We start from the raw sequence: 23985 nt of genomic DNA on the forward strand, positions 1-23985 counted from the left end.
GCACAGCGAGCCGGCCGGCTGCCCACACGACCGCTCCAGCCCTGGAGACCTCATGTCCCGTGACCGCCTGACCCGCCGTGAGCGACGCGCCCTGGCCGGCGCCGCCCTGCGAGGAGCCGCCTCCGGCATCGCACGAGCCATTGCCACCTGGCTCCTGGACCACATCACCCCCTGATCGGTCATGGGGGTGTCGCGGCGGCTGCGGACCGCTCCGGACACGGTCCGCACCTGGCGGCGGTTCTTGAAGCACGGTCTGGACATCCTGGGCGACAAACCCTGTTCGGGTGTTCCGTGGAAGATCACCGATGACGGAAGCAGGAACCTGACGTCCAAACGGTCGACCTGCCCGGCCTCCTGCGCGAGCGGCCGATGAGCACCCGCGGTGAGGTCGTGCGCACGCTCGTGGGCGTGGGCGCGGTCGTCGACGCCGACGACGGCAGCCGCCCGGAGACGACGCCACCGCCCTGTGCTTGATCTGCCCGGGCAGCACGTGGTCGTGGCGCCGGTATGTGGAGGTCAGTCGGTCTTGTCAGCGAGCCGGTGGCGTGAGGGCGGTGCGGTCGAACGGGCCGCCATGTGCGGCGGCGTACGTGACGGCGTCGTTGACGGCATCGAGGCCGAACGACCGGACCCGCTCGGGGGCGAGGTCCAGGGTGCCGGAGGCGAGGAGCCGGATGATGCCGACGTTCGCCGTACGCGGGTACATCCACTGGCCGCGGACGCTGATCGAGTTGCGCATGATCCATGGGTACGGGAGCGCGAGGTCGTCGCCACCGAGCATGCCGACGCCGCCCATGAGAACGACGCGGCCGTACTCGCGCACGGTCATGGCTGCCGTGCGCGCCGCCGAGCTGGGTGCGCTCGGCGGTAGCAGGTCGATCACCATGTCGATCGGGCCGTCGGCCGCCGCGGACATCGCCGCGCGGTCGCCGGCCTCGTCCCCGGTGAGCGGGACCGGGCGCACCCGCGGACCGAACCGGTCGGCGAGGAGGCCGAGCGCGGCCCGGTTGCGGCCCGGGGCGACCACGCAGCCCGCCCCCATGGCGAGCGCGAGCGCGACCGCACTGCTGCCGAGGTTGCCGGTGGCCCCGCTGACGAGCAGCGTCTCACCGGCTGCGAGTCCGCCGGCCAGCAGCCCGCCGTAAGGGATGACGTGCACGCCCAGCGCGGCCCAGCGGGCCGGGTCGTCCCCCGCCGCTGCGGGCAGCGGGTACACGTTCTCCGTCGGGACCCGCATGAGCTCGGCCCACGATCCATCGTGCAGGTACCGGGCGAGCCGTGCGCCGCCCTCGCCGCGGGAGCTCCAGCCCTGGAGCGTGATGTCGGGCGTCAGGGCGTCGTCCCGCGAGCGCACCGTGCAGTCGCACCACACCAGGTCGCCGGGGCGCAGCCGGGTGGCGTCCGGGCCCGCGTGGACGACCCGTCCCACGCCGCCGATCCCGGGCACGACGGGAGTAACGAGGGGGTAGTTCCGTGCGCCGCTGAAGACCTCGGCCGCGTACGGGGCCACGCAGGTGGCGAGTACCTCGACCAGCACCTCGCCGCCGCCCGCCTCGGGGTCGGGCACCTCCTGCACCGTGAGCGGGGCGCCGAATCGCGTCAGTACTGCTGCTCGCACGTGATGACCTCCGTGTTCGTCCGTTGTCCGTCGCGATCGACACTAGGAGCCCGGCGAGCAGTGCGGGAAGCGACGATCACGCATCCGTGGTATGCGTATGACGCATGGACATCTCCAGCACCGGCCTGCGGGTCCTGCGACAGATCGCAGAGTCCGGCAGCTTCACCGCAGCAGCCACCCGGCTCGGCTACACCCAGTCGGCGGTCTCACGCCAGGCCGCCTCCCTCGAACGAAGCGCGGGCGCCGCCCTGTTCGAACGCCGCGCCGACGGAGTGCGGCTCACCCCCGCGGGTCTGACCCTGCTGCGCCACGCGCGCACGATCCTGGACTGCCTGACGGCGGCCGAGCGCGACCTCACCGGCACCGTCCCGCGGACCGAACGGGTGCGGCTCGGAGTGTTCCTCAGCGCGGGCGCGGCCATTCTGCCCCCCTCGCTCGCCCGCCTCGCGGCAACCGACCCACAGGTCACGGTCACGACAACCGAGGGCGCCACGCCCACCCTGGTCCGGGCACTGCGAGCGGGTTCGATCGACCTCGCCGTGCTGACGTCCCGCCCGCCCCACCGGCCCTTGGACGGAGAGTCGCCGCGCCTGCACGTCGAGACCGTCGCGGACACCGAACTGGTCGTGGCGGCGCCTTCGACCGGAGCGTTCGCCGGCCGCACCGCGGTGCACGTCGACGAACTGGTCGACGCACCGTGGATCGCCGCCCCGGCGTCGAACTCCGAGCCACTGCTCGGCGTCTGGCCCGGCCTGCCCGGACGGCCGCACATCGTCCACTGCGCGCGCGACTGGCTGACCAAGCTTCAGCTGGTCGCCGGTGGCTTCGGGGTGACAACGGTGCCCTCCCGGCTCTCGCCGATGCTGCCGCCCGGGGTGAGCCTGCTGCACGTCGAAGGCGCACCTCCCGAAATCCGCCGGGTTCTCGTGGCGCGACTCCCCGGCCGCCCGACCCCGGCGGTCACGGCCGTCACCCGAGCGATCACCTCGACCGCCTGATACTCGCCTCCGCGCCGTCGGAGTCGGCGCCGTAACCCACCGATGGCCCGTTCGTTCCCTGGGAGCTCTTACAGCTGGACGGTGGTGCCGGGCTCGAGACGGTCGATCGGGGTGCCGGTCAGGCCCTTCTCGCCGAGGAGATTGGCGGTGGAGTGCTGGCCGAGGTCGCTGAGCATGAGTTCGTGGATCTGGACGATGCGCTCGGGCTTGACGGCGCGGACGTAGTCGGCGGCTTCGCCGAGCTTTGTCCATGGGCCGCTGGTCGGCAGCAGGAGGGTGCGTATGGGGGCGTCGGGCGCGAAGTAGGCGTCGCCGGGGTGGTAGACGGCTCCGTTGTCGAAGAGGTAACCGACGTTGTCGGGGCACGGGATGTCGGCGTGGATCAGTGCGTGGCGGTGGCCGTGGACGGTCACGGTGATGGAACCGACGCCGAAGGCGTCGCCCGCGGCGACGGCGTGGACGCGGCCGTCGTGGCTGCCGAGGGTGGCTGCGACCGCGGCGGTGCCGTAGACCTGCAGCCCGGGCTGGGCTTTGAGAGCGGCGGCTACGAGCTTTTCGTCGAAGTGGTCGAAGTGTTCGTGGGTGATCAGGACGGCGTGAGCCTGGGTGACGGCTTCTGCCGCGTCCGGGGTGAAGGTGCCGGGGTCGATGACCAGGCGGGCGCCGTCCTTCTCGAGCGTGACGCAGGCGTGGGCGTGCTTGGTGAGCTTCACAGCGGGTCCTTTTCGAGCCGACCGAATATCTACAACCAAACTGTACAGCATGGTTGTAGATATGGTCGTGGCGTCGGGGTTAAACAATGGAGTCAAGGTGTACAGTTTGGTTGATGGGTGCGGGGTAAGGTGGCGTCATGGACGAGAATCGGCTGGCTGAGGAACTTCGCCTGACCATTGGTCGGCTCGTACGCACGGTGCGCACTGCCGACGAGATGCCGCCCGGCGAGGCCGCCGTCCTGGGCTACCTGGACCGCAGCGGCCCGCTGACCACCGCCGATATCGCACAACAGCGTGGAGTCAGTCACCAGTCGGCTGCCAAGGCGGTCAAGGAACTCCTGGCTCAGGGCCTTGTGCACGCCGAGGCGCACCCCAGCGACGGGCGCAAGCTGTTGCTCCACCTCACGCCGGCGGGAAGTGACCGTCTGGCCGAAGAGCGCCAAAGGCGCGCCGACTGGCTCGGCACCGCGATCAACGATGTCCTCAGTAGCGATGAACGAAAGACGCTTGAAGCGGCGCTGCCTCTGCTGTCACGCCTGACCGCACACTTGAACGGCAAGTAGCCCAGGGGCTGCCACGTGCGTCATCGGGCGCTGCGCATTGCGAAGCTTCAGGTCACTCGTCTGGCGTGCGTGCCGTCAGTCCGGCCAGCGCGCCGTCCCGCGCGCGGTGCACTACTCGGTCAACAGCGGTGTCGTAGCTGCGCGGGAAGCCGCTGACCGGACTCGCAGGCGTACACCGTCAGGGCTCCGGATCGCCCCCTAAGGCGCGCACCACAGCAGCCGCGCCGCCGCCCGCCCCACTGTCCAAGCCCGTCCGGCCCGTCCGGAACTGCGCCCAGGCGAGCCGCTCCAAGGCCCGCGTGCCCTGATCGGCGGCGCTGCCGGCCCGAGGCTCTTCACGGCGGTGGCCGACCGCGCCGACGGCCGGCCCTCCATCGGCGGCGTCCTGGACGACTACGTCCGGTACCTGTGACGAACCGGTGACGCCGACGCCGCCGTCCGCGTCTGCGTTCCTGGTAATTTGGCCACTCTTTCGATCAATGCGTGCTCCACTGGGGGACTTCTCGTGCACAAGAACCTGCGTCACAGCCTCATCGCCACCGCCGGCATCGCGGCCGCCCTGGCCCTCACGGCCTGCGGCAGCGACTCCGGCAGCGACAAGGCCGCCACCTCGAAGGACCCGAAGCCGGCCGCGACGCCGAGCAGTTCGTCGGCCGCGTCCAGCTCCGGTACCGGGGCCGGCGCCGACGCCAAGGGAGGCAGTGTGGAGGGCGGCTGGATCTCGATGGCGAACCCGTCGAAGCCCGTTGTCCTGACCGTCAAGGGCAAGATCGCCGTGGTCGTCGAGGGCGCCACCGGCCTGACCTGCCAGGGCACGACCGACGGCAAGTCCTTCGACCTCAAGTGCCCGGCGGGCGCACTGCACGCGAAGGGCCAGGTCGCCTCCGCGGGTGCGGCCGAACTGAAGGTCACCTGGCAGGAACTCGGCACCGAGACCTACCAGAAGAGCGAGCCGGGCAAGCTCCCCACGGGCCTCCCCACCGCCGTCCCGAAGCCCTGACGCCCACCCCGTACGGTCCCGCGCCCCTGGCGGTCGGGACCGTACGGTGGCGGTGTGCAGTTCGTAGGGGGACGGCGGGGGATACCGATGCCGGTCCGGCACGCGACCTACGCGGTCACCGTCTTCGCAGCGGACCCCACCTCGGGCGGAAGGCCCACTGACCGCAGTGAGGGCAGCGCAGGGTCGGGTCCTTCTGTCCCGCGAGAACGCCGTTCAGGCGCTGCGTCTGCCTCCTGGCGTATCCCTGAAGCTGGTCGCACCGGCCCCGGATTCGTTCCAAGGTCGGCCCCCAGGAACGCGCGCTCGTCATCCGGTAGGGCGGGCGGGAGCACCTGACACACCCCGGCCTTTTGATCCTCTGCCGCCTCGGCCAGGCGCGCCCGCCTGCGCGCGGCTGGCCGGACGGCACCGCTGCGCCCGGTGTGCCGGCAGACCGGTGAGCAACTCGCCGCAGCCGGAGGCCTCAGGAATCACCGTCGATGCCGGTGACCGATGAGGGTCCCAGAGGAGCCTCCTTCTGCGGCAGTCCGAGCTCCGCAAGGGCCCCGGTCACCAGGCGGACGGCGCTGCCCTCGGCCGTGGCCCGGTCCGGGGCCTCGACCTCCAGCCGGACGGAGAAGGTGCCGCCCTCGTGGACCGTGAGCAGTTCCACGTCCTCGTTCTCGCTCAGATCGGTGTGGTGCGAAGCCAACCTGCCGGCCAGCTCGGAGCGTGTTGCGTCGTCGACGTCCGTCAGGAACGTGCCGGGCACGGTGATGACGTAGGTGGTCACTTGCTGTCTCCTGTCGGCTGGCAAGGGCTGGGTTGTGCGGATGCCCCCATGTCGTGATTCAAACCCCTCAGGCACGGGAGATCAGACTGCCGGAGGCCGCCCGGCCGTTACGACCCGATGGCCGTGCATGGGGGCGATCGGATGGAGGAGTGACGATGAACAGGCGGCAACTCGCGCAAGTCACCCATCCCTTCTTCCCGGTCGGCTCCAGCGGCCCGGCTCTCCTCCAGATCGAGGAAGCCAAAGCGGTGTGCCACCGGTTCCCGGTCAGGGAGAACTGCCCACGGTGGGCCCTCGAGGAAGGACGGGGCCCCGGTGTGTGCGGCGGCACGAGCGAGGCGGAATCCCGGACCGTCATGCGGCGGGCGGCTCGTGCCCGCGCACGATCGGCAGACTGATCCGCCTCCGGCGGGGTGTGGCCGGTTGCGCCGATGGGCAGGAAGGGATCAGGCTTCCGCCCGGACGCCGAGGCGGTCCGCAAGGGGGCCGTCAGCAGGCCGTACAGAAGGATTGAGCATGGCGCGTGGCACGGTGAAGTGGTTCAACTCCGAGAAGGGCTTCGGGTTCATCGCCCAGGACGGGGGTGGTCCGGACGTCTTCGCCCACTACTCCAACATCGCAGGGCAAGGCTACCGGGAGCTGCAGGAGGGCGAGGTCGTCACCTTCGACGTCACACAGGGGCAGAAGGGCCCGCAGGCGGAGAACATCGCTCGCGGCTGACACTCCCTCACACGTGCGCCGGTGCCCGCCGACGGCGGGCACCGTTGCCGTTGCCACAGGACGCGAGAGCGCGGGATATGACACGTGGCCGGGCCCCGACACGGGCCTGCTCGTGCGGTACCAGATCGGTCGTACCCGGGCTCCTGCTCCTGACCTCCGCCCATGAACCCCCATGGCATGGGGCCGGGTTCCGCGGGCGATGTCACCCCACGACCGTCAGCGTCTGCGGCTCCATCCGCGGGCAGGCCGCGTGCCGCCTATGCCGGCGACGTGCAGTGCGAGCGCGGCGAGACCGATCAGCATGAGGTTGGTCGAGCTCAGGACGTCGTTGGTGGTGATGTCGGCGGCGTTGACGAGGAACGCGATGAAGAACAGGACTGCGGCGGCGATGCCCAGCATGGGCGGACTCCTTTCGGTCGGTGTCGACCATGTGCCCCGTGCGGGCCGGGCCATGTGTGCGCAGCCTGTCCCTGCCGGCCGATCGCCTCCCACAGACTGCGTCGGCCGCGCCGCGAGTCCCGCGACGGTACGTCCCCCGCCGCGCCGGGAGGTTCCGGCCGGCGTCTGGCCTTCGGTGCAGCGGACCGGGCTTTGGCAAGCCCAAGCTCACCGCGGCCTCGGCGGGTTGCGCGGGTCGACTGTCCGGCGGCGGCCCGACCCGGCACAGCCGTCCTTCGGGTTTCCCCGCCCCGCTCCGGATTCGCGACTCACGTGACTGCCCCGGTGCGCGGGCGCCCCGTGACCATCCGTATGATCTTCGCTCTCCCTCCAGTGAAGGTCGAGGAATCAGCGATGCCTCCCCGTAAATCCCCCGGCAGGTATGCCGGTTGGGTCGCCACTGCAGTCGCGGCCGTCCTTTTGCTTCCGGCGATCGGTTCCCCCGCTCAGGCGGCTCCCGGCGACCCGGCGACCGCGTCTTCCTTCAACCTCAAGTCCGGACCCGACCTGAGCGGCCAGGTGGCCGATCTGAAAGCGGCCTTGCCCACGCAGGGTGTCCAGGACCTGCTCGACCAGGGCAACCGGGTCGCGAAGACGGGCGCGTCCTGCACCACGGACCCCTTCGGGTCGGGTGACGACGGCAAGGCACTCGCTCCCGCCAGGAAGCTCTGCTGGGATTCCGGCGACTCCGCCACCGAGGAATGGATCCCCCAGGGCATGACGGGTGTCTCGGACGCCCAGACCGACGAGCTGTGGGGCTCGCGCAAGCCACTGGTCACCGCCTGGTACGACAAGGCCGGCGGCAAGGGCGTGCGGCTGTCGTTCCTCGATCCGCAGACTGCGATACCGGGCGATCCCGACGGCCGGCGGTACCGGCACGTCCTGCTGGTGGAGCCGTACTACAACAGCTACAACCACGTTTCCTACAAGGCCGTCGACATCCACGCGGGCGGCATCGCCTGGTACAAGTACTACCTCTACGTCGCGGACACCCTCAACGGCCTGCGGGTCTTCGACATGCGTTCCATCCTGGACCTGAACCCGGACCAGAACGCGTCGGTGGACGACACCACGCTGGACGGCCTGAAGAGCAACGTCCGCGACGAGACCCAGATCGGCCGGCAGAACAACGTCTACTACAGCTACACGTACCGGTACGTGATGCCGCAGGTGGCCTCGTACAAGTTCGCCGGCACCCAGGGCAATTCCTCCGCGCCGACCTGCGTGGCCACCGGAGCACCGAAGGCGTCCTACATCTCCGTCGACCGCAGCAACTCCGCCGCTCCGGCTCTGATCATGGGCGAGTACTGCGACTCCGACGACACGCACCCCGAGAAGGGCCGGGTCGGCGCACTGCCGATGGACGACACCACCGGCCTGCTCAAGTCGACCAACGGCGTGGTCGGCGCAACGGGCGCGTTCCATCTGCCCCGCGATCTCACCCAGGGCGCGGCACGCTACGACGGCATGTACTACTTCAACCGCAGCTGGACCACCCACAGCGGCAGCCTGCGCCGGGCGACCGTCTCCGGCGGCCGTCTGGTGGACTACGGCGCCAACATCACCAACGCGGTCGGTCCCGAGGACCTGTCCTTCGAGCACGGGCAGGGCGTGCCCGGCGGCGGCACGCAATACCTGTGGTCGCTCACCGAACACCGCATGGACACCACGGACCCGACCTGCACGGACACCGGATCCCCCTGTGGCCGCGTGATCTACGCGCACCGTGTGACCGACATCCTGGCCCGGCCCTAACCCGACCGCCCGTGGCCGCCGCCATGCGGGCAGCCAGGCGGCGTACGGCGAGGGTCGGCCCGTCCCTGCGTGGTGGCGGCGGCCGCAGCGAGCCGACCAGATCGCCAACCGCAGACGGCTGGGCAGCAAGGACGGCCGGCGCCGGGCTCCGACCGCCATGCCCACAAGCAGCGCAACACCGTCGAACGCTGCTGCATCATCAAGCCGAAACAGTGGCGCGGTATCGGTGAGGCCGACTCGGGGCCCCTGCTGATGTCTCCACCAGTGGGTCTCCCCGAGCCGCCTCCCGAACCCGGCGCCCGGTCTCCGGGCACCGGGCTCCCCACAAATCCCGTTTCGAGGTGCTCAGAGGGTGGCAGCGCGCAGCACGATCAGGGCGACGGAGGCCATGGCGAGGACCACCGCCGGAGGCGCGCCCTTGCGGTCGCCGACGCGCAGGTGGGCGGCGACCGCCCCGGCGAAATAGAGCGTCAGGCCGATCGCGGCGGCGACTCCGAGGGGTCCCCACCAGAGTCCGGCGATTGCACCTGCCGCGCCAGCGATCTGAGCGCCGATCAGGTAGGCCATCATGCTCTGCGGCACCCCGAGAGCGGACATCTGCTCGGTGATGTGCCGCGTCCGCACGGACTTGGCCCCGGCCGATATCAGGAGAACCGCCGACATGAACACGGTGACGACGGCAAGGGAGACGAACATGGCTGAAACCTCAATCATGCGAGATGCGAGTACGGGGCGTGCGCACCTCGACGACGATAGGCGGCCGCCAGGTACCTTCAGGTAACTTTCGGGGCATGAGCCTGCGACCCGGAATTGCGTTCCTCTCGGACTGTCCCGCTCTCCTGGCCATGGAGATCATCGCCAGCAAGTGGTCCATGGTCACGCTCTTCGCGCTGACCGATGGCCCGTTGCGCCACGGCGAGCTGGTTGAGTTGAGCGGTGGCATCTCGCGCAAGGTTCTGACCCAGACGCTGCGCCGGCTCCAGGCCAACGGGCTCGTCGAGCGGCACGCGTACGCCGAGGCGCCGCCGCGGGTGGAGTACGGTCTGACCGATCTCGGGCGAACCCTGGAGGAGCCCATCAGGATGCTCACTGCATGGGCGCGGGAGAACGGCGAGGCGGTCGTCACCTTCCGGGAAGCAGCCGAGGCGGCCAGCACCACCGGGGCGGACCAGGCGAGCCCGGCGAAGACTCCTCCTGTTGACGCGAATCTGAACCGTGCCTGATCCATAGGGTCCCGGGTCAAGAAGCCTGCTCTCCGTCCTCGCGGAGATGCCCGGCCGTTTTCGGCAGCCGCTTGGGGCGCGGCCCGTCAGTGCGGAGAGGCGAGCCGCAGTCGGGGGTGATGCCCGCCAGGCTCAGCTGTGAGCGGCCCGCCGCGTTCCAGGGTGAGGCTGCGGTGCTCGGCGTACGGCCCCCCTGATCCGGCGCGGTGACCTCATGCTCTGGGACATCTCCCGGTCCTCCGGCAGCGAGATGTCCGCCACGGGCGGCGAAGTGAGGGCTACGATCCTGATGCTGCGCCGGGACATCATGTCGCCGCGTACCCAAGGCCTGGACCAGGCGCTGGCCCGCCGCATGCCGGGCGACCGGGGGATGGCCGCGATCCTGGCGTCCTTCTTGGCCCCGCTGGAAGACCACGGCGCCGAATGCACCCCGGGGGAACTGCGTCGTCTCGGTACGGTCGCCGTCGATCTCGCGGTGGCGTGCCTGGCCCAACAGCCGGACGCCGAGGACCAGCTTCCTGCCGAAGTCCGGACGCAGGCGCTGGTGCAGCGGATCCATGCCTTCATCGAGCACAACCTCGGTGACCCGGAGCTGAACCCCGCAGCCGTCGCCGCCCACTGGGGCTTCAGTGGACCAGTGGTGTCTGTGATGCCGGAGCGGGAGGGAACCCTCCGGCACCCGTGGGGCGACCTCGCTGTTGTGGCGTAAGCCTAGGTGGCCTGACCTGAATCGTCGGTCAGAGCAGCCGCGGTCAAGGTCAGGTGCTGGACCAGGAGTGCGGCTGCGGTGTCGGCGTCGCGCGCCAACGCCGCCTCCTCCAGCCTGCGGTGTTCCTTGGCGCCGTCCCGGTCGGGGTTGCGGTGCGCCGACCAACGGCGGGCCAGCTCGCTCGCGGTCCACAACCGGTCGAAGGTCTCCAGCAGCGCGCTGTTGTCACACCCCTCCAGCAAGGTGCGGTGGAAGACCCTGTGTGCCTCGGCCCAAGCGCTTGTGTAGTACTCGCTCTCCTCCGGCGCGTACGCCGGAGTGCGCATCAGACGATGGTGAGCGGCTCGCACGCGGGCCTCCCAGTCGACGTCGCCGCGCTCGATGGACATGCGCAGTACGACCGGTTCGACGGTCCGCCGGGCTTCCGCGATCTCTTGCCATCGGCGGTCGGAGAAGGACGGGACCGCGAAACCGCGGTTGGGCAGCCGGTCGGCGAGTCCCTCGCCGACCACCCGTACGAGCGCCTCGCGCACCACGGCCAAGCTCACGCCCTGCTCCTTGGCAAGATCCTGCGGCTTGAGGGGGGCGCCGGGGGAGTGGTCCCCGCGCATGATCGCGTCTCGCAGGTGTGCGTAGACCTGCTCGGAAAGCATCTGCTTCCCCGGCGGGGTGGCGGAGTGCGCCGTCTGAGTCATGAGCCCATCCTAGACGATCCGCCAGATAATCGATTATCCGTGTTACTGTCGATTCAGTAGCCGATGAGGACGCCCTCGTTGAGAAAGGAACGACCGCCGTGCCCGCCTGACGGGAAGGACATGTCCCCGCGGCTGTCCTGGAGCGGCGCCCTGGACGGCACCACGAGCCATGCCGTCACCGTCACCGTCCACGCCCCCGATGCCCCTGCCGGGTCCGGGCTCAGGTGCTGGGCGGTCGCCGATCTCCCCGCCACCGACACCGAGTTCTCCAAGGGCGCCGGCGACGGGCACCGGCTCACAACTACCCGCAAATGCCCACCAGTTGCCCAACGACGCCCGCGTGGCCCGCCACATCGGCGCCGCCCCGCCGGCCGGACACGGCCCGCACCGCCACTTCATCGTGGCGCACGCCCTCGACATCCCCGCCCCAGGCGTCCCGGCCGACGCCACACCGGCCGTCCTTGGCTTCACCGTGACCGGTCACACCCTCGGCCACGCCGCGTTGACCGCCACTGCCGAAACACCCGCCTGACAGCGCCGCCCGACTCCCCGGAGGAGACATCGCCATGCACCTCGACGACCTTCCCGACTCCGTACTCCTCGGCGACAGCCCGATGGACCTGAACGCCGTCCGTGACGTCAGCCGCGCCGTCAGCGCAGCCCACCTGTTCATCTACCTTGCCCCCGAGAGCGCCGAGGAGGCCGCCGGGCTCGGGGTGACCGACCGCGGGCCGGCGTATCTGGCCTTCCGGTCGGCCGCGATGGGCGCGGTTCCGTGGCACGTCACGCTCGCGGCGTTCTACAACTTCAGCCCGCGGGCCGTGCGGGCCATGGCGGGCGTGTGGGACGCCGCGCCTCCTGAGCGGTGGCAGGCGGCCCGTTTCCTGGCCGTCGGGCGGGCGATGCGGCGCGTCAACGTGCATCTGACGGATGACCACCTTGCCGAGGCGCGCCTGCTGATCGACCCGGTCGTCGCCGGTGCCGACTACGCCGGCAAGGTGCTGGCCGCCGCGAACGCCTCGGTTGCGCTTCCGTCCGATCCCCTCGTCGCACTGTGGCAGCAGATCACGGTGGCGCGCGAGTGGCGCGGCGACGCCCATCTCGTCGTACTCGCCGACAACGGTCTCGGGCCGTGCGACTGCCTCGTTCTGCACACCGCAACCGGCCTCCTCCCGACGGCTCTTGCGCGTGCGACCCGTCAGTGGGACGACGAGGAGTGGAGCGCAGCGACGGCACGCCTCGTCGCGCGCGGGTGGCTCGACTCCCACGGCGTGGTGACCGACGCCGGCAGTGCGGCACGCGAGCGCATCGAAGTGGAAACGGACGAGCACTGCGCCGCGCTCTGGGCGCCGATCGGCGCCGCGGGTGCCCGCCGCTTCGCCTCGCTCATCGCGCCGATCACGGACGCGTTCGCCGCGGAGGGAGCGGTCCAGGCCGTTCACGGACGGTCTGATCCCGCATAGACGGTCCTTCGCGCGAGCGAGATCAATCAGGCGCCGCGGGGCCCCGACCATGATCCCTGCACGGTCAGGCGTACCGGCCGTGCCCTGCCGTGCCCTGCCCTGCTCTGCCGTCGTCAGCGTGATCCGAACAGGGAGCGCGGGGCGGCGGAACTCGAGGGGTGGGCGTGCGGAAATGGCGTCCGGGCGGTCGGCGCGCGGACGAACGGGGCAGTGGCGTGGCGCCGCCGGCTCATACGTGCTGTTTCGGGCCGTCAGCCGGACGGACCCGCCCGGGCCTCATCGTCGGGCCCAGGAGCTGCCTGGCTCCCGGGGCTGCCTGGCTCCGGGACAAGCCTGGCCCCGGGCGGGTCGAGGGTGGTAGATCAAGCCGTGCCGGACACCAGTCCGGCGCGGTGGGCGAGGACGACTACTTGGACCCGGTCGCGCAGCCCGAGTTTGGCCAGGATGCGCGAGACGTAGGTCTTGATGGTTTCCGGGGCGATGAACAGGGCTTCGGCGATCTCCGCGTTCGAAAGGCCCTCGGCCACCTGTTGGAACACGTCAAGCTCGCGCGGGGTCAGTGCCTTGACGACCGTTTCGCGTTCGGGGCTGGTGGGGCGTATGTGCTCGGCGAAGTGGCCGATGAGGTGGCGGGTGACGGCGGGAGCGAGCAGGGCCTCGCCCCGGGCCACCGTGCGGATCCCGTTGACCAGCTGGGCCGGTGGTGCGTCCTTGAGGAGGAAGCCGCTGGCTCCGGCCTTCAGGGCGTCGTACACGTACGCGTCGATGTTGAAGGTGGTGACGACCAGTACCTTCGGCGGATTCTCGGCATCGGGGCCGGCCAGTTGCCGGGTGGCCTGGATGCCGTCGAGCAGGGGCATGCGGATGTCCATCACGACCACGTCGGGGCGCAGTCGGTGTGCGGCCTGGACCGCCTCGTGCCCGTTCTCGGCCTCGCCGACGACCTCCATGTCGGGCTGGGCTGAGAAGATGGTGACGTAGCCGGTGCGCACCAGTGCCTGGTCGTCACAGACGAGTACACGGATTGGCGGCTGCGCGTCGCTCTCGCTCACGGGGCTACTCCTGGACGGGTTTTGGTGGGAATCGTGGCGCGGACCTCGAACCCGCCCTCGGGCCGGGGACCGGCCTCAAGTTCACCATCGAGCATCCGCACCCGTGCACGCAGCCCGGCAAGACCCCGCCCGCCCCGCGAACCCGGCACCCGGATGAGCGGTGGGTCGGCCGGGGGGCTGTCGGATCCGCCGGTGACCACCGTGATCTCGAGGTGCTCCCCGCCGTGGCGGACCGAGACCCGGGTCGGCTGCCCGGCCGCGTACTTCATGGCGTTGGTGAGTGCCTCCTGCACCACCCGGTAGGCGGCCAGCTCCACGTCCACCGGCTGTGGCTGGTGCTCGCCCCGCTCGCTGAACTCGACCGGCTGGCCGGACCTGCGGGCCTGCTCGATGAGGTCCGCCACCCGTCCCAGGGTCGGGGCCCGCTCCGCACGCGCCGGATCGGCGTCTTCGCCGGTCGCCTCCAGCACGCCGAGGAGGTAGCGCAGCTCCGTCAGAGCCCGCCGTCCGGTGTCGCTGACGGCCACCAGCCCTTCGCCGGCCTGCTCCGGTGCGGAGGTGATCAGGAACTGCGCCGCATCGGCCTGGACCACCATGGCCGTCACGTGGTGGGTGACCACGTCGTGCAGCTCGCGGGCGATCCGCGCCCGCTCGGTCGCCGTGGCCACCTCGGCGGCCAGCCGCCGCTGCTCCGCTTCTTGTGCCCTGCGTATCCGCACGCTGCTCCCCACCAGCCAGATCGCGGCCAGAGTCAGATAGAAGGCGGCATAGTCCGCGATGCCCTGCGGTGAGCCCAGACGGTGCAGTACCAGGGCCAGGGCGACGTAGCCCGCACTCGCCGCGGCCGCCAGGCGCGGGCGGAAGCAGACCTGGTGAGCCGCGGCCGAGTACAGCGCGCCGTACAGCCCCAGGCTGCCGAACGTCGTTGCGAAACCCAGCGCTTGATGCGCGGCGAAAGCGGCCGCGACCACGGCCAGAGTGGCGGCGGGCCACCGACGGCGGGCCGCCAGCGGCAGCGTCTGGGCCAGGGTCAGCCCGATACCCAGCGCGTCCCCCGGCCGCTGGGGCAGATCACCGATCTGTGCGCCGATGTTCGACAGGGTCGGCGCGAAGGCGAGCAGCGCGAGCACCACGGCCACAAGGCCGTCCCGGAAGGAGGCGCCCCGCTCCCTCCACCGGTCGAGCGGCGCCCGGAACCGCGGGCGGATCCAGGGCGCCTGACGAGACATCACTTCCGTATCCTCCGGTCGGCCGGTCTCAATGCCGGGCCCGCCGCCGGGGCAGCAGGCCGCCGCCTCGTCGGGCCAGGACGAGCATCGGAACGGTGATCAGCACACTGAGGAGCACGGGCACGACCGACGCCTCCAGGCCGAAGATACCCCCGGTCAGCGCCGCCGAGCCATGGGCCTCGACGGTGAACAGCCCCTCCGGGGCATGCCCGGATACCGGGATGCCGGCCAGCTGCTGAACGGTGTTCCACACGAAGTGCAGCCCCGCGACGAACCAGATGCTGCGCCTCCACAGGTACGAGGCACCCAGCATCGCACCCGCCTGCAAAGCGATCGCCAGCGCACTCCACAGGTTCGCCCCCGCCCCGCCCAGGTGGGCGGCTCCGAAGGACACCGCGGTGACCGCGATCGCGATACCGCTGCCCCACCGCTGCTCCAGGGCCTGCAAGAACAGACCCCGGAACATCAGCTCCTCGGTGACCGCGGTACCGATCTGCACCATCACCGCGGACCACACCACCGACATGAAGCCGCTGCCCGCCCAGGAGAACGAATACCCCCCGAACAACGTGATCAACAAGAGCGCGGCCACGATGAACCCCAGCCCGATCCCGCCGCCGAGCAGCGCCTCACGCGCCGCGCCGGACCGGGCGATCTCCGGCGTGGCGCGTCCCGCGATCCGGCGCATCACCAGTGCGTACACGGCCACCGCGGCGGCCGCGCCCAGCACCGGCACCGGACCCGGCCCCGTGGCCGTCGGACCCGCGACCAGAGCGACTCCGACCAGCCCGGTCACCGACCAGCCGATCGGCGAGCGCAGGATCCGGCCGAAACGGCCGCCCCGGCCGGGCGGCCCCGCGTCCGGACCGGCGTCCGCTTCGTGCCCGTACTCGGCAGTCGATGTCGTGCTCATGATGGCCTCCCTGTGGCAGTGGTCGCACCAGCGGCGACCTGGCAACCACGCTAGAAACCATCCCGCATCCGCGAATCACCCCCGGAGGGACAGCCCGGGTAGCTCTCACGGGGGATGCGCCAATCCCGTCCGACCACTCCCGTCCGACCAATCCCGGCCTCCACTGCCACGCACCGCAGCCGCGGCACGAACAGCAGCGGGCGCCCTACGAGGGCCAGCACCACGGCCGCTGCGACGGCAAGGCCGAGGCGGGTGTTCATGCCCAGCGGCCTCGGCGGTGCCCAGGCGCAGGGCCGAGGGGGCCAAGTCCGGCAGGGCGTACGGGAACTGGCATGTGTTCTACAGCCGATGGGGCCGGATCTTCCTGCGGGCGATGCATGTCGCGGCATTCGTCAGGCAGGACTTCGCCGTAGGCCGGGCGGGAGTGGTCATCAACGGGCCAGGCCCGTTCGGAGCGGCGGACCGGTTCGCCGCTGCGGCCAGGCCAGGCGGTTCAGACCGTACCGGACCAGGATCCGGTGGACCGTCGAGAAGGAACGGCTCGTCCGACGTCGGCGCACCGCTGTGGCACCACCCAATCCGGTTCAGCGGCGGCGGCCGCGCAGGACCGATCCGGCCACCAAGCCGGCGCCCAGACCGATCAGGATGCCCGCCGGCGTGCGCCACACCCGCGATGTCCCCGAAGCGGCCCCGCCAGGCCGGCTGGACGTGACGATGGAGCGGGTCGGTGGCCCGTCGGCGGCAGCACGATCGTGGTCCTCGCCCACGATGGTCAGGAAGTGGCGCCCGCGACGACTTCCAAAAGCGCTGGCGATCCAGGAGGTACGGGCCCTGCTCCAGTAGGTTCGCCCGGCCTCTCCGGTGAACATGCCGGCGAGCATGTCCCGCAGCAGGCTCTCGGGGATGGTCCCGATTTCGAAGCCCATCCACGCGTAGTTCATCATCAGATCGGCATAGACGTGCCGCTTCTGCTCGTGAGGATCGGCGATGTCCATGTCGCCCCAACAGGGCTGGTAGAGCGGCATGTCGTCGAGTTCCATGCGGACCAGTTCGAGGTAGTAACTACGGATCGCCTGGACCTGGTCCGCCCTGGCCTGCCGGTTCTGGAAGAGCAGGGAGGCGGCGACGCCGGTCAGCGCCAGCGCCGAGACGATCGCCGACGTGAAACCGTACGCCGCACCGATCTGACCCAGCTTGTTCCAGTCCACTCCCTTGGAGTGGGAGAACTCCTGTAGCAGAAAGGGCGACAACAGCACCGCGCCCAGCGCGCCCGCCCCGGCAGCTACAAGTCCCAGAACTGCACCCGTCCGGCGAACCAGCCGACGTGCATGCACCGGTCGTTGACGTGATATCAGGTGGATCACCCCCCCCAACGGTCATGCCCCAGTGGCTGGGCCAGCCTCGGGCAGCGTAGTCCAGGATCGCCTCGAGGGCCGCCGTTCCTGGAACCGGAGGCACGATGCCGACAGCGTGACATCGAGCGGTGCGTCCACGACCAGTGGGCCTGCCCGGCCCGTCCGGCGGCTTGCCACGTCCCGGTGACGGGCTGAGAGCCGCTCCCCGACAGCACTCCAGTGGCTGGCGCATATGACTCGATCCGCCGCAGCGCGTCCGGGCCGGCCCGCCCGGGGCGTCGTCGCAGCTCACCGCTGTCCACGCGGCAAGCACTGGCCTGACACGGAGGCCCTCGCCCGACACCACGGCCCTGCCTCTGCGCGGTGACTCGTGTTCTGCCTTTTCACTGCGAGGAGCGGAGCCGTCCAGCTGGTCGCACGGCCAAAGGCCTCCAGGCCTTACCGGGCCGACTTGGCCGCGGAGTCGGGAACCTGGACGTGCTGTGTGAGGAAGAGAGCTGCCCGGTCCAGTGCCTGGTCGGCCTCGTCGAGCACGCCGGCGAACGACTGGAACACGTGGGGTACGTCGGCGGTGATGTCGAGGATCACGTCCACTCCGGCAGCGCGGGCGCGGGCGGCCATACGGGTGGAGTCGTCCAGGAGCACTTCGTTCGTGCCCGCCTGGAGGAGCATCGGGGGGAAGCCCGTCAGCTCGGCGAGGACGGCGGGGCTGAGCATGGGCTGGTGCGGGTCGGCTCCCGCCAGGTACATGGCCCCGGTGTGTCCCAGGCTCTCGCGGGTGAAGAACGGGTCGATGCCTGCCTTGGTGTTCATGCTCTCGCCCGTCCGGGTGGCGTCGAGGCCGGGGGAGAAGGCCACGATCGCGGCAGGCATCGGCAGGCCGGCGTCCCGGGCGGCGAGGCAGGTGGTGATGCTGAGTCCGCCGCCTGCGGAGTCCCCGGCGAACGCGATGGCCGAAGGGTCTTCGCCGCTGTCGAGGAGGGAGCGGTAGGCGCTGAGCCCGTCCTCGATCGCGGCCGGGAACGGGTGCTCGGGGGCGAGCCGGTAGTCCAGCGAGTACGCCGTGAACCCGGTCCTGGCCACGAGGTTCCCCGTCAGCGACAGCGCGGTCTCGGGGGAGCCGTACACCCAGCCGCCGCCGTGGAAGTACAGGATCGTCCCGGTGCGCGTCCCGGTGCCCGGCTCGACGTGCAGCGCCGGTCGCTCGCCGAGCGTCGCCTTGGTGATGCGGAGGCCGTCCGGAACGATCATCTGGGCCATCATCGCCTTGAATCCGGCTCGGACCGCCTCGACCGGCCGGGGGCCGTCGGGTCGGGGCTGCCGCAGCATCGCGCTGACCTGCGTGCGCTGTTCCTTGCTCATGGTGCGTACTCCTGCCGTAAGTAGCTTCCTCAGAACTATATGCCTTGGCATGTAACGTAGACTATATGCCATGGCATCTAAAGTGAGCGGTGAGACGGTCGACCTCCCGAGCTTCTTCGCCGACCTCGTCCGATGCGAGACGCGCCTGTACAACGCCCTCAACGACCGCCTCCGCGAGCAGCACGGGATCGTCACGTCGCAATTCGAGTTCCTGCGCCACCTCCGCGACCACCCGGGGGCCCGTGTGGCGGATCTGGCGGCCGAGTTCGCCGTCGGCATCGGGGCCACGAGCAAGGGAGTCGACCGCCTGGAGCGGCAGGGATGGGTGGCCCGCATGCCGAACCCGTCGGATCGCCGGTCGTCGCTGCTGGAACTGACCGACGCAGGAAGGCAGTTGGTCGACGTGGCAGAGGAGACCTTTACCGGGCGGCTGGCCGAACTGATCGCCGGTGCACTCAAGGCGTCCCCCATGACCGCCGCCGCGCATGCCCTCTCTGAGCTGCGTTCCGTCCTGGAACGCGACCAGATCGGCACGCCCACCGGCTGACGCGCTTCCTCACCTCCCGACTGAAGGGGCGGTAAGCAAGCGCCCTGATGGTGGCCTTCGGGTGAAGCCTGCCTCGTCCTCGAAGCGGATATGGCCTCCGCAGGCCGCCCGGCCGCTTGTGCCTCGGACCAGGTCGCCTCGTCTCAGACGATGGCGGCCTGCGTGTCACACTCGGCCACCCGCCGCGCCGGCACCATCGGGCTGAAACCGAGGCGGTGCATCAGCCCGATGGTCCCGGAGAGGCTGTTGGAGACGCGGAACTTCCTGGTGATCAGTGGGGTCACCCGCACCGCGGTCCACACCTGGCCCTCCGCCCAGTCGTGCGCGGCTGGTCCTTCATCGGGATGTGTCGGCAAGCGTCTCCAGGCAGCGGGGGGACGGACGGCGCAGCGACCTGCTCGGGCCAGGTGAAGAGGACTGGCGCGAGCAGCTCCTACCCCCCTGCCTCTCTGGCCGATTCGGCCGCAGATCGGTGAAACACCGGGCCGCAGCGGAGTCACCCGCCGGCCGCTCGCCCTCCCGCACGGCAAGCGCATGACTCATAGCCGCAGCCCGCCACCCCTCACCGACAGCGGTGTCCCGTGCCCGGCAACAGGTGAGCGTGCGCCCTCCAAGCTTGAATGGCTGAGACAACTACTGCAGCCACTCGGTGTACCAGGTGCGAAAGCAGGCGCTCACGGGGACGAAGCCGCCCCAGTCCGGGTCGATCCGCCAGACCTCGCCCTTTCGTGGGCCGTTCAAGACCAGCCTGATGTAGATGCCGCAGCCCTCTTCGGCCAGCATGAGCGTGCCCCCGGTCAGCTCACCGGTCGATGCGCCGATCCGGCCTGGCAGGGGTTCGCTGAGAGGGAACGGCTCGGCGAGTCGGCCCGGCAGTCGGTCCTCTTCCCACTCGTCGTCCACAGCCCAGTCCTCGCCGGCCTCCGGGCGAGGGACGGTCAACGGCATCAACCCGTGGCCGGGCCCGGCAGGCCCGTTGCCCACCTCCGCGACGAAGGACCGGTACTCAGCCGACAGATTGATGCCGTGGACCGCCTCGAACGCCCTGATCTCCGCCTCCGGCAGCGGCGGCGTCAGCTCGTACCGGTGTGTACGAGCCCCGAAACGTGACCGCTCCGGGTCCCGTGCCGCCATGTCCCGTATCCGAGCGCGTACACCGCCCTCGTCCCAGCTCTCCATCCGCCGACCGTAGCAATGACGTCCGGGCCCGGTCCGTCGCACCTTCGCGTTCCGAGGCTGCTGATACTGCTCGCCCCGTGTCTCCTGGCTGTGGCGACATGACGGCCGCGGAACCGGGTCGTGTCCCGCCCAGGTCTCGGACCAGCTCCCTCAAGCTCCGGCGGCACAGACCAGATCGCCTGAGACGGTCGGCGAATCGGACCAGATCATCTGAGACAGGACATGACCATCAGCCCCAGATGAGCAACGACACGACTGTCCTGCCTCACTGAAGATCGGCCGTTGCCCGCCCTTCCCGTCAGCGCAGGCGGGATAGCCGCAACAGGGCCTCGTTGCGGACCCCTGGGCTTGTATCCGACGTCAGCTTTCGGAGCTGCGTGATCAGCTCGGCGCCGCCCTCTCCGGTCGCCCAGCGTGGGTCGCAATCAAGCTCCGCGGCGAGCTGGTCAGCGGTCCCCTCGTCAGACGCCACTGCACGGGCGGCGAGCACGGCCCGCAGGCCGGCCAGATCCCTGCGGGCCAACAGGGCCGCTGCTGTATCGGAGGTCACTCCGGTGTCCTGAGCGTCCAGGAGGAGACGGTGCAGGACATCGGCGACACCCTCGATCCGGGGCGCCGCCGCCAGCCGTCGCCCTGCAGCTGCCCTGACGTGCCAGGCCGGAGAGTCGGCTTCGGCGATCGAGCGGCGAAGTCCTTGCTCCATGAAGTCTTCCACGGCACCAGGCTCCCAGCCGGACATCTCGATCAAGTTTCGCTGAGACAACACCGCAGCAGCCAATCTTCGGTCAGGAGGTTCCGTCTTCACGAGACAGGACGACGACACCGCGAGTTCACCCTCGGCGGTCGCGGCTCGGGCTGCTGGATCGGATGGCGTGTCGGGACCGGACGCCGCAAAGGCGGGGTATTCGGGCTGCGCGGTCCTGGCTGGACCGAGGAGGCGGGGGTGCCGTCCATACGTTCAGCGGAACTTCATCGGAGGCTCGACGAGGAGCTCAGCGCGCGCACGTCACCCCCACGCCATCCCCCTGGCACGTGGTCGAGGAGGTCTGGATGAGAGGCGGCCCATCACGCTGCGAGGAACGTGACACCGCCTGGTCCACAGCGGGCCGCGCCTGATGTCCGCCTCCTCGTGGACGAGGAGGCGCGGGAACTTCTGGAAGTCACCGCGACGCAGAAGAGCGGGAGCGCTACCACCCCGTCGCCAACGACTCGCGGTACGCGAAGTCGAGCTCGCGGGCGAGCTCGACGGGGCGACGTCTAGTACTCCAGCTGTGGATTGTGATCAAGGGTTGACTGGCGTTGTGACCAGGAGGCGGGCCAGCTCTGCAGGAGCATCCAAGCAAGGCCGTTTGTCGTGACGGCGGTGCAGCTATCGTCAGCGCATGCAGCCAAAGGTGATCTTCTTCGACCTCGGGGGCGTCGTCTGCCGCTTCCATCCAGAGCGACGGCTTGCCGCGCTCGGTACGGCATGCGGGCTCACGCCCGAGCAGGTGGAGAGCAGACTGTATGCATCCGGGCTCATCTCGCGGTGGGACCTCGGCCTTGAATCCCCGGCGGAGATCCACCGCACGATTCAAGAGAGGCTGGGGTTCCAGGGAAGCATCCGGGCACTCCAGGAGATCTGGTGCCGTGCCTTCGAACCCGATCCAAAGGTGCTCAGGCTGGCGGACACCGTGCGTCCTCTCCGCACCGCCCTGCTCACGGACAACGACCCCCTGCTCCTGGAAGCGTTCCCGGACTCGTTCCCTCAGGTCGCCTCCCGTTTCGACGCCTTGCTCTTCTCCTGCCGTCTTGGCGCTACCAAGCCCGAACCGGTGGTGTTCACCCAGGCCCTCGACATGATGGGTGTCGCCCCCGCAGAAGCCGTGTTCATCGACGACAGGGCTGCGAACGTCGCTGCCGCCCGCGAGTTGGGCATCGCCGCGATCCACTTCCGCGACACCGTCGGGCTCGGTGCGGCACTGGATGCGCTCCTGCCGCGGTGACCGTCACAACACGTGAAGCCCAGGAACACCAGCATGAACACCAGCACGTGCCTGACGCCCTTCTTCGCAGCTGCCCGCCCGTGCGCGGCGTGCCTGCCGCGTGGCGTGACCGAGCCGAGCGCGGTCACGCCCCGGCGGGGGGGTGGAGGGCCGCCGGGCGGGTGCGGGGGGGCGGGGTCGGGGTCCAGCACCGTTGTGACGGGGTGGGCGACCCCGCCCCGCGCGGCCCCCCCCCCCTCCGGGGCGTTGTCTCTCAGCCGGTCGGTGCGGGGGTGCCGGTGACGTGGACATCCACGTTGATCACGGCGTCGGCGATGGCCTGCCGGACCGCGGACACCACGGTTTCGGTGTCGACGCCGTGCTGCTGGCCGAGCTGAGCGGCGAGCGCAGTCACCGCTGCCTGCGTCGCGGCGAGCTGTCGTGCGACGGCGTCGGTCTGGTTGTTGTGCATCTTGTCCATCCACGCCATGACCGCGCCCATGTCGACGGGGCGGCCGGTGGCGGCGTTGGTCTCCGTGTGACGCCAGACGGCGGTCGCGACGGCGTCGAGGTCTGCCTGGGACAGGGGCATGTCGTCCTCCGAGGATCCGAGAGCCCAGGCGCGAAGCTCCTCGCGGCCGGGCAGCGGGCAGTAGTCCTGGTCGACGGGGTTGTCGTCGTACTGGTGGAACATCCAGCTCGCCGTGATCCCGGGGTCGCCCGCGCCGCGGCCCGCGGTGGCGATCCACAGGAAGTCGCCGCAGTAGCTGGTCGTGTCGACGTTCTTCCAGTAGTCGGCATTGCAGTACATGCCGACCCGGTGACCTGGCATGCGGGCTTTGACGTAGCGGAGCCAGTCTTCCTTGTACGCCCGCTGGCGAGCCTTGGAGACGCCGGCGTTGGCGTCGTCGTAGCCCTCCCAGTCGAGGACCAGGATGTCGCCGGGCTGCCACGCCACCTGGTCGAGGAAGAAGTCGGCTTCGCTTTCCGGGTCGTTGCCCATGTGGGGGTAGTGGTAGGCGCCCCAGACCAGGCCGTGGCGCTTGGCGTGGTCTCGCTGGCGGACCCACTTCGGATTCGTGTATCCGAGGCCTTCCGTGATCTTCGTGAAGACGAAGTCGATTCCGGCGAGGCTCGGTTCGTCGCTCTGGTAGGACGCCCAGTCCTGTCCGTAGATGCCCATCAGGCGTTGCCCTTCTTGCCACGGATGGCCCGTTGGCTCTGGCCCGGCAGGCAGCGCAGCGGCGCAGGCCGGCGGCTTTGGTGGAGATGGTGACGTCGCCGCCCCGCAGGAGGTGCCAGGACGGATCGGCGGCGGTGAGGTATCCGGAGCCTTCAATGCCCCGAGATGATCCCCGGCTGTTCGCCGGTCGATACGTGCCTGAGCTGCCGAATCGATTCAGCTCGATGAATCGACCCTCACCTCACATCAACGCCGACGGCCACGGGGCGGGGTGCCGTTGGTCGCCCCCTCGGCTCCCCATCGGTAGACCGATAATCCGATGAGTGTTTGGAATCCGTCGAGCATCCGCGCGAGCCCGAATCCGAAGAGTTCCCCGGAGTTCCTCAGGCTCGAGTGCGAAGCCCGCCTGGCCGAACAGTGCGGGGAGAGCCGATCGGACCCCGCGGTCCGGATCGGCTGCACCCGCGTTTCGACGGGGGGCGCCCCCCCACGGGCGCCCCTCCCGGCGCCAGCCGCGCTTGCGCCGGGGGCGCG

The 23985-nt window shown here is 70.2% G+C and carries 26 protein-coding genes and 1 pseudogene; 12 read left to right on the plus strand and 15 right to left on the minus strand.

The window, feature by feature from the left end; translation table 11 throughout:
- Positions 1–529 precede the first annotated feature (529 nt).
- Entirely contained in the window at positions 530–1618 is a 1089-nt protein-coding gene (locus ACFXA3_RS06890; protein ID WP_385182972.1) for an alcohol dehydrogenase catalytic domain-containing protein, read from the minus strand.
- A 104-nt stretch (positions 1619–1722) separates the two neighbouring features.
- On the opposite strand from ACFXA3_RS06890, the gene ACFXA3_RS06895 reads away from it, so the two are divergent.
- Complete coding sequence (locus tag ACFXA3_RS06895) at positions 1723–2616, plus strand: LysR family transcriptional regulator (protein WP_385182975.1); 894 nt, start codon at positions 1723–1725, stop codon at positions 2614–2616.
- A 68-nt stretch (positions 2617–2684) separates the two neighbouring features.
- Here the strand turns inward: ACFXA3_RS06895 and ACFXA3_RS06900 are convergent, their stop codons facing one another.
- A complete protein-coding gene (locus ACFXA3_RS06900; RefSeq protein ID WP_385182978.1) occupies positions 2685–3329 on the minus strand; it encodes an MBL fold metallo-hydrolase in 645 nt (214 codons plus the stop codon).
- Between the two features lie 137 nt (positions 3330–3466).
- Between ACFXA3_RS06900 and ACFXA3_RS06905 the strand changes: the two genes are divergently transcribed.
- Positions 3467–3892 carry a MarR family winged helix-turn-helix transcriptional regulator gene (locus tag ACFXA3_RS06905; protein ID WP_385182981.1) on the plus strand — a complete coding sequence of 142 codons (426 nt, stop codon included), beginning with the start codon at positions 3467–3469 and terminating at the stop codon, positions 3890–3892.
- Between the two features lie 505 nt (positions 3893–4397).
- On the plus strand, positions 4398–4892 hold the full coding sequence (locus ACFXA3_RS06910) for a hypothetical protein (RefSeq protein ID WP_385182984.1): 495 nt from the start codon (positions 4398–4400) through the stop codon (positions 4890–4892).
- 463 nt (positions 4893–5355) lie between these two features.
- Here the strand turns inward: ACFXA3_RS06910 and ACFXA3_RS06915 are convergent, their stop codons facing one another.
- Complete coding sequence (locus ACFXA3_RS06915) at positions 5356–5664, minus strand: hypothetical protein (protein ID WP_385182986.1); 309 nt, start codon at positions 5662–5664, stop codon at positions 5356–5358.
- 155 nt (positions 5665–5819) lie between these two features.
- Here ACFXA3_RS06915 and ACFXA3_RS06920 point away from each other — a divergent pair, with 155 nt between their 5' ends.
- A complete protein-coding gene (locus ACFXA3_RS06920) occupies positions 5820–6062 on the plus strand; it encodes a WhiB family transcriptional regulator (RefSeq protein WP_385182989.1) in 243 nt (80 codons plus the stop codon).
- A 118-nt stretch (positions 6063–6180) separates the two neighbouring features.
- Complete coding sequence (locus tag ACFXA3_RS06925; RefSeq protein ID WP_385182992.1) at positions 6181–6384, plus strand: cold-shock protein; 204 nt, start codon at positions 6181–6183, stop codon at positions 6382–6384.
- A gap of 216 nt (positions 6385–6600) precedes the next feature.
- Here ACFXA3_RS06925 and ACFXA3_RS06930 read toward each other — a convergent pair whose 3' ends face one another.
- Positions 6601–6783, minus strand: a complete 183-nt coding sequence (locus tag ACFXA3_RS06930; RefSeq protein WP_385182995.1) for a hypothetical protein — start codon at positions 6781–6783, stop codon at positions 6601–6603.
- Positions 6784–7362: 579 nt separating this feature from the next.
- Between ACFXA3_RS06930 and ACFXA3_RS06935 the strand changes: the two genes are divergently transcribed.
- Entirely contained in the window at positions 7363–8577 is a 1215-nt protein-coding gene (locus ACFXA3_RS06935; RefSeq protein ID WP_385182998.1) for a hypothetical protein, read from the plus strand.
- A gap of 345 nt (positions 8578–8922) precedes the next feature.
- Here the strand turns inward: ACFXA3_RS06935 and ACFXA3_RS06940 are convergent, their stop codons facing one another.
- The gene (locus ACFXA3_RS06940) at positions 8923–9273 is read right to left on the minus strand and encodes a DoxX family protein (protein WP_385183001.1); all 351 of its coding nucleotides are present in this window, start codon (positions 9271–9273) and stop codon (positions 8923–8925) included.
- A 95-nt stretch (positions 9274–9368) separates the two neighbouring features.
- Here ACFXA3_RS06940 and ACFXA3_RS06945 point away from each other — a divergent pair, with 95 nt between their 5' ends.
- Positions 9369–9800: a winged helix-turn-helix transcriptional regulator gene (locus tag ACFXA3_RS06945; protein ID WP_385183003.1), complete on the plus strand. Its 432-nt coding sequence runs from the start codon at positions 9369–9371 to the stop codon at positions 9798–9800.
- Between the two features lie 214 nt (positions 9801–10014).
- Positions 10015–10509, plus strand: a complete 495-nt coding sequence (locus ACFXA3_RS06950; protein ID WP_385183006.1) for a hypothetical protein — start codon at positions 10015–10017, stop codon at positions 10507–10509.
- Positions 10510–10511: 2 nt separating this feature from the next.
- Here ACFXA3_RS06950 and ACFXA3_RS06955 read toward each other — a convergent pair whose 3' ends face one another.
- On the minus strand, positions 10512–11204 hold the full coding sequence (locus tag ACFXA3_RS06955) for a GntR family transcriptional regulator (RefSeq protein WP_385183008.1): 693 nt from the start codon (positions 11202–11204) through the stop codon (positions 10512–10514).
- 105 nt (positions 11205–11309) lie between these two features.
- Between ACFXA3_RS06955 and ACFXA3_RS06960 the strand changes: the two are divergent.
- A pseudogene (locus ACFXA3_RS06960) lies at positions 11310–11736 on the plus strand (YbhB/YbcL family Raf kinase inhibitor-like protein); the annotation flags it as partial.
- Positions 11737–11770: 34 nt separating this feature from the next.
- A complete protein-coding gene (locus ACFXA3_RS06965) occupies positions 11771–12667 on the plus strand; it encodes a hypothetical protein (RefSeq protein WP_385183011.1) in 897 nt (298 codons plus the stop codon).
- 362 nt (positions 12668–13029) lie between these two features.
- On the opposite strand, the gene ACFXA3_RS06970 is transcribed toward ACFXA3_RS06965, so the two are convergent.
- The 5 genes from ACFXA3_RS06970 to ACFXA3_RS06990 all read right to left on the minus strand — a co-directional run bounded on the left by ACFXA3_RS06970 (position 13030) and on the right by ACFXA3_RS06990 (position 18578).
- The gene (locus ACFXA3_RS06970; RefSeq protein ID WP_385183014.1) at positions 13030–13719 is read right to left on the minus strand and encodes a response regulator; all 690 of its coding nucleotides are present in this window, start codon (positions 13717–13719) and stop codon (positions 13030–13032) included.
- Entirely contained in the window at positions 13716–14948 is a 1233-nt protein-coding gene (locus ACFXA3_RS06975; protein ID WP_385183017.1) for a sensor histidine kinase, read from the minus strand. The genes ACFXA3_RS06970 and ACFXA3_RS06975 overlap by 4 nt, the downstream gene beginning before the upstream one ends.
- Before the next feature lie 28 nt (positions 14949–14976).
- Positions 14977–15861: a CPBP family intramembrane glutamic endopeptidase gene (locus ACFXA3_RS06980; RefSeq protein ID WP_385183019.1), complete on the minus strand. Its 885-nt coding sequence runs from the start codon at positions 15859–15861 to the stop codon at positions 14977–14979.
- Between the two features lie 584 nt (positions 15862–16445).
- On the minus strand, positions 16446–17069 hold the full coding sequence (locus ACFXA3_RS06985; RefSeq protein ID WP_385183022.1) for a DUF6082 family protein: 624 nt from the start codon (positions 17067–17069) through the stop codon (positions 16446–16448).
- 585 nt (positions 17070–17654) lie between these two features.
- Positions 17655–18578: an alpha/beta hydrolase gene (locus ACFXA3_RS06990; RefSeq protein WP_385183025.1), complete on the minus strand. Its 924-nt coding sequence runs from the start codon at positions 18576–18578 to the stop codon at positions 17655–17657.
- A 70-nt stretch (positions 18579–18648) separates the two neighbouring features.
- Here ACFXA3_RS06990 and ACFXA3_RS06995 point away from each other — a divergent pair, with 70 nt between their 5' ends.
- Positions 18649–19125 (plus strand): MarR family winged helix-turn-helix transcriptional regulator, encoded by a 477-nt coding sequence (locus ACFXA3_RS06995; RefSeq protein WP_385183028.1) that lies wholly within the window; start codon positions 18649–18651, stop codon positions 19123–19125.
- 143 nt (positions 19126–19268) lie between these two features.
- On the opposite strand, the gene ACFXA3_RS07000 is transcribed toward ACFXA3_RS06995, so the two are convergent.
- The 3 genes from ACFXA3_RS07000 to ACFXA3_RS07010 form a co-directional block, all read right to left on the minus strand.
- A complete protein-coding gene (locus tag ACFXA3_RS07000; protein WP_385183031.1) occupies positions 19269–19481 on the minus strand; it encodes a winged helix-turn-helix domain-containing protein in 213 nt (70 codons plus the stop codon).
- A gap of 277 nt (positions 19482–19758) precedes the next feature.
- Positions 19759–20304 carry an SMI1/KNR4 family protein gene (locus ACFXA3_RS07005; protein ID WP_385183034.1) on the minus strand — a complete coding sequence of 182 codons (546 nt, stop codon included), beginning with the start codon at positions 20302–20304 and terminating at the stop codon, positions 19759–19761.
- Positions 20305–20602: 298 nt separating this feature from the next.
- The gene (locus tag ACFXA3_RS07010) at positions 20603–21019 is read right to left on the minus strand and encodes a hypothetical protein (protein WP_385183036.1); all 417 of its coding nucleotides are present in this window, start codon (positions 21017–21019) and stop codon (positions 20603–20605) included.
- Between the two features lie 667 nt (positions 21020–21686).
- On the opposite strand from ACFXA3_RS07010, the gene ACFXA3_RS07015 reads away from it, so the two are divergent.
- Positions 21687–22289, plus strand: coding sequence for an HAD family hydrolase (locus ACFXA3_RS07015; RefSeq protein ID WP_385183039.1), 603 nt, complete (start codon positions 21687–21689; stop codon positions 22287–22289).
- 253 nt (positions 22290–22542) lie between these two features.
- Here ACFXA3_RS07015 and ACFXA3_RS07020 read toward each other — a convergent pair whose 3' ends face one another.
- Positions 22543–23451, minus strand: a complete 909-nt coding sequence (locus ACFXA3_RS07020) for a glycoside hydrolase family 25 protein (RefSeq protein ID WP_385183042.1) — start codon at positions 23449–23451, stop codon at positions 22543–22545.
- Between the last annotated feature and the right edge of the window lie 534 nt (positions 23452–23985).

It is taken from the genome of Streptomyces sp. NPDC059456, from assembly GCF_042750055.1.
GTDB lineage: Bacteria > Actinomycetota > Actinomycetes > Streptomycetales > Streptomycetaceae > Streptomyces.

Excerpts from the sequence above, each read along its gene's own strand:
- ACFXA3_RS06895 (WP_385182975.1), top strand. The coding sequence starts at position 1,723 with ATGGACATCTCCAGCACCGGCCTGCGGGTCCTGCGACAGATCGCAGAG.
- ACFXA3_RS06905 (WP_385182981.1), top strand. The coding sequence starts at position 3,467 with ATGGACGAGAATCGGCTGGCTGAGGAACTTCGCCTGACCATTGGTCGG.
- ACFXA3_RS06920 (WP_385182989.1), top strand. The coding sequence starts at position 5,820 with ATGAACAGGCGGCAACTCGCGCAAGTCACCCATCCCTTCTTCCCGGTC.
- ACFXA3_RS06925 (WP_385182992.1), top strand. The coding sequence starts at position 6,181 with ATGGCGCGTGGCACGGTGAAGTGGTTCAACTCCGAGAAGGGCTTCGGG.
- ACFXA3_RS06930 (WP_385182995.1), bottom strand. The coding sequence starts at position 6,783 with ATGCTGGGCATCGCCGCCGCAGTCCTGTTCTTCATCGCGTTCCTCGTC.
- ACFXA3_RS06940 (WP_385183001.1), bottom strand. The coding sequence starts at position 9,273 with ATGTTCGTCTCCCTTGCCGTCGTCACCGTGTTCATGTCGGCGGTTCTC.
- ACFXA3_RS06945 (WP_385183003.1), top strand. The coding sequence starts at position 9,369 with ATGAGCCTGCGACCCGGAATTGCGTTCCTCTCGGACTGTCCCGCTCTC.
- ACFXA3_RS06950 (WP_385183006.1), top strand. The coding sequence starts at position 10,015 with ATGCTCTGGGACATCTCCCGGTCCTCCGGCAGCGAGATGTCCGCCACG.
- ACFXA3_RS06955 (WP_385183008.1), bottom strand. The coding sequence starts at position 11,204 with ATGACTCAGACGGCGCACTCCGCCACCCCGCCGGGGAAGCAGATGCTT.
- ACFXA3_RS06965 (WP_385183011.1), top strand. The coding sequence starts at position 11,771 with ATGCACCTCGACGACCTTCCCGACTCCGTACTCCTCGGCGACAGCCCG.
- ACFXA3_RS06975 (WP_385183017.1), bottom strand. The coding sequence starts at position 14,948 with ATGTCTCGTCAGGCGCCCTGGATCCGCCCGCGGTTCCGGGCGCCGCTC.
- ACFXA3_RS06980 (WP_385183019.1), bottom strand. The coding sequence starts at position 15,861 with ATGAGCACGACATCGACTGCCGAGTACGGGCACGAAGCGGACGCCGGT.
- ACFXA3_RS06990 (WP_385183025.1), bottom strand. The coding sequence starts at position 18,578 with ATGAGCAAGGAACAGCGCACGCAGGTCAGCGCGATGCTGCGGCAGCCC.
- ACFXA3_RS06995 (WP_385183028.1), top strand. The coding sequence starts at position 18,649 with ATGGCATCTAAAGTGAGCGGTGAGACGGTCGACCTCCCGAGCTTCTTC.
- ACFXA3_RS07005 (WP_385183034.1), bottom strand. The coding sequence starts at position 20,304 with ATGGAGAGCTGGGACGAGGGCGGTGTACGCGCTCGGATACGGGACATG.
- ACFXA3_RS07015 (WP_385183039.1), top strand. The coding sequence starts at position 21,687 with ATGCAGCCAAAGGTGATCTTCTTCGACCTCGGGGGCGTCGTCTGCCGC.
- ACFXA3_RS07020 (WP_385183042.1), bottom strand. The coding sequence starts at position 23,451 with ATGGGCATCTACGGACAGGACTGGGCGTCCTACCAGAGCGACGAACCG.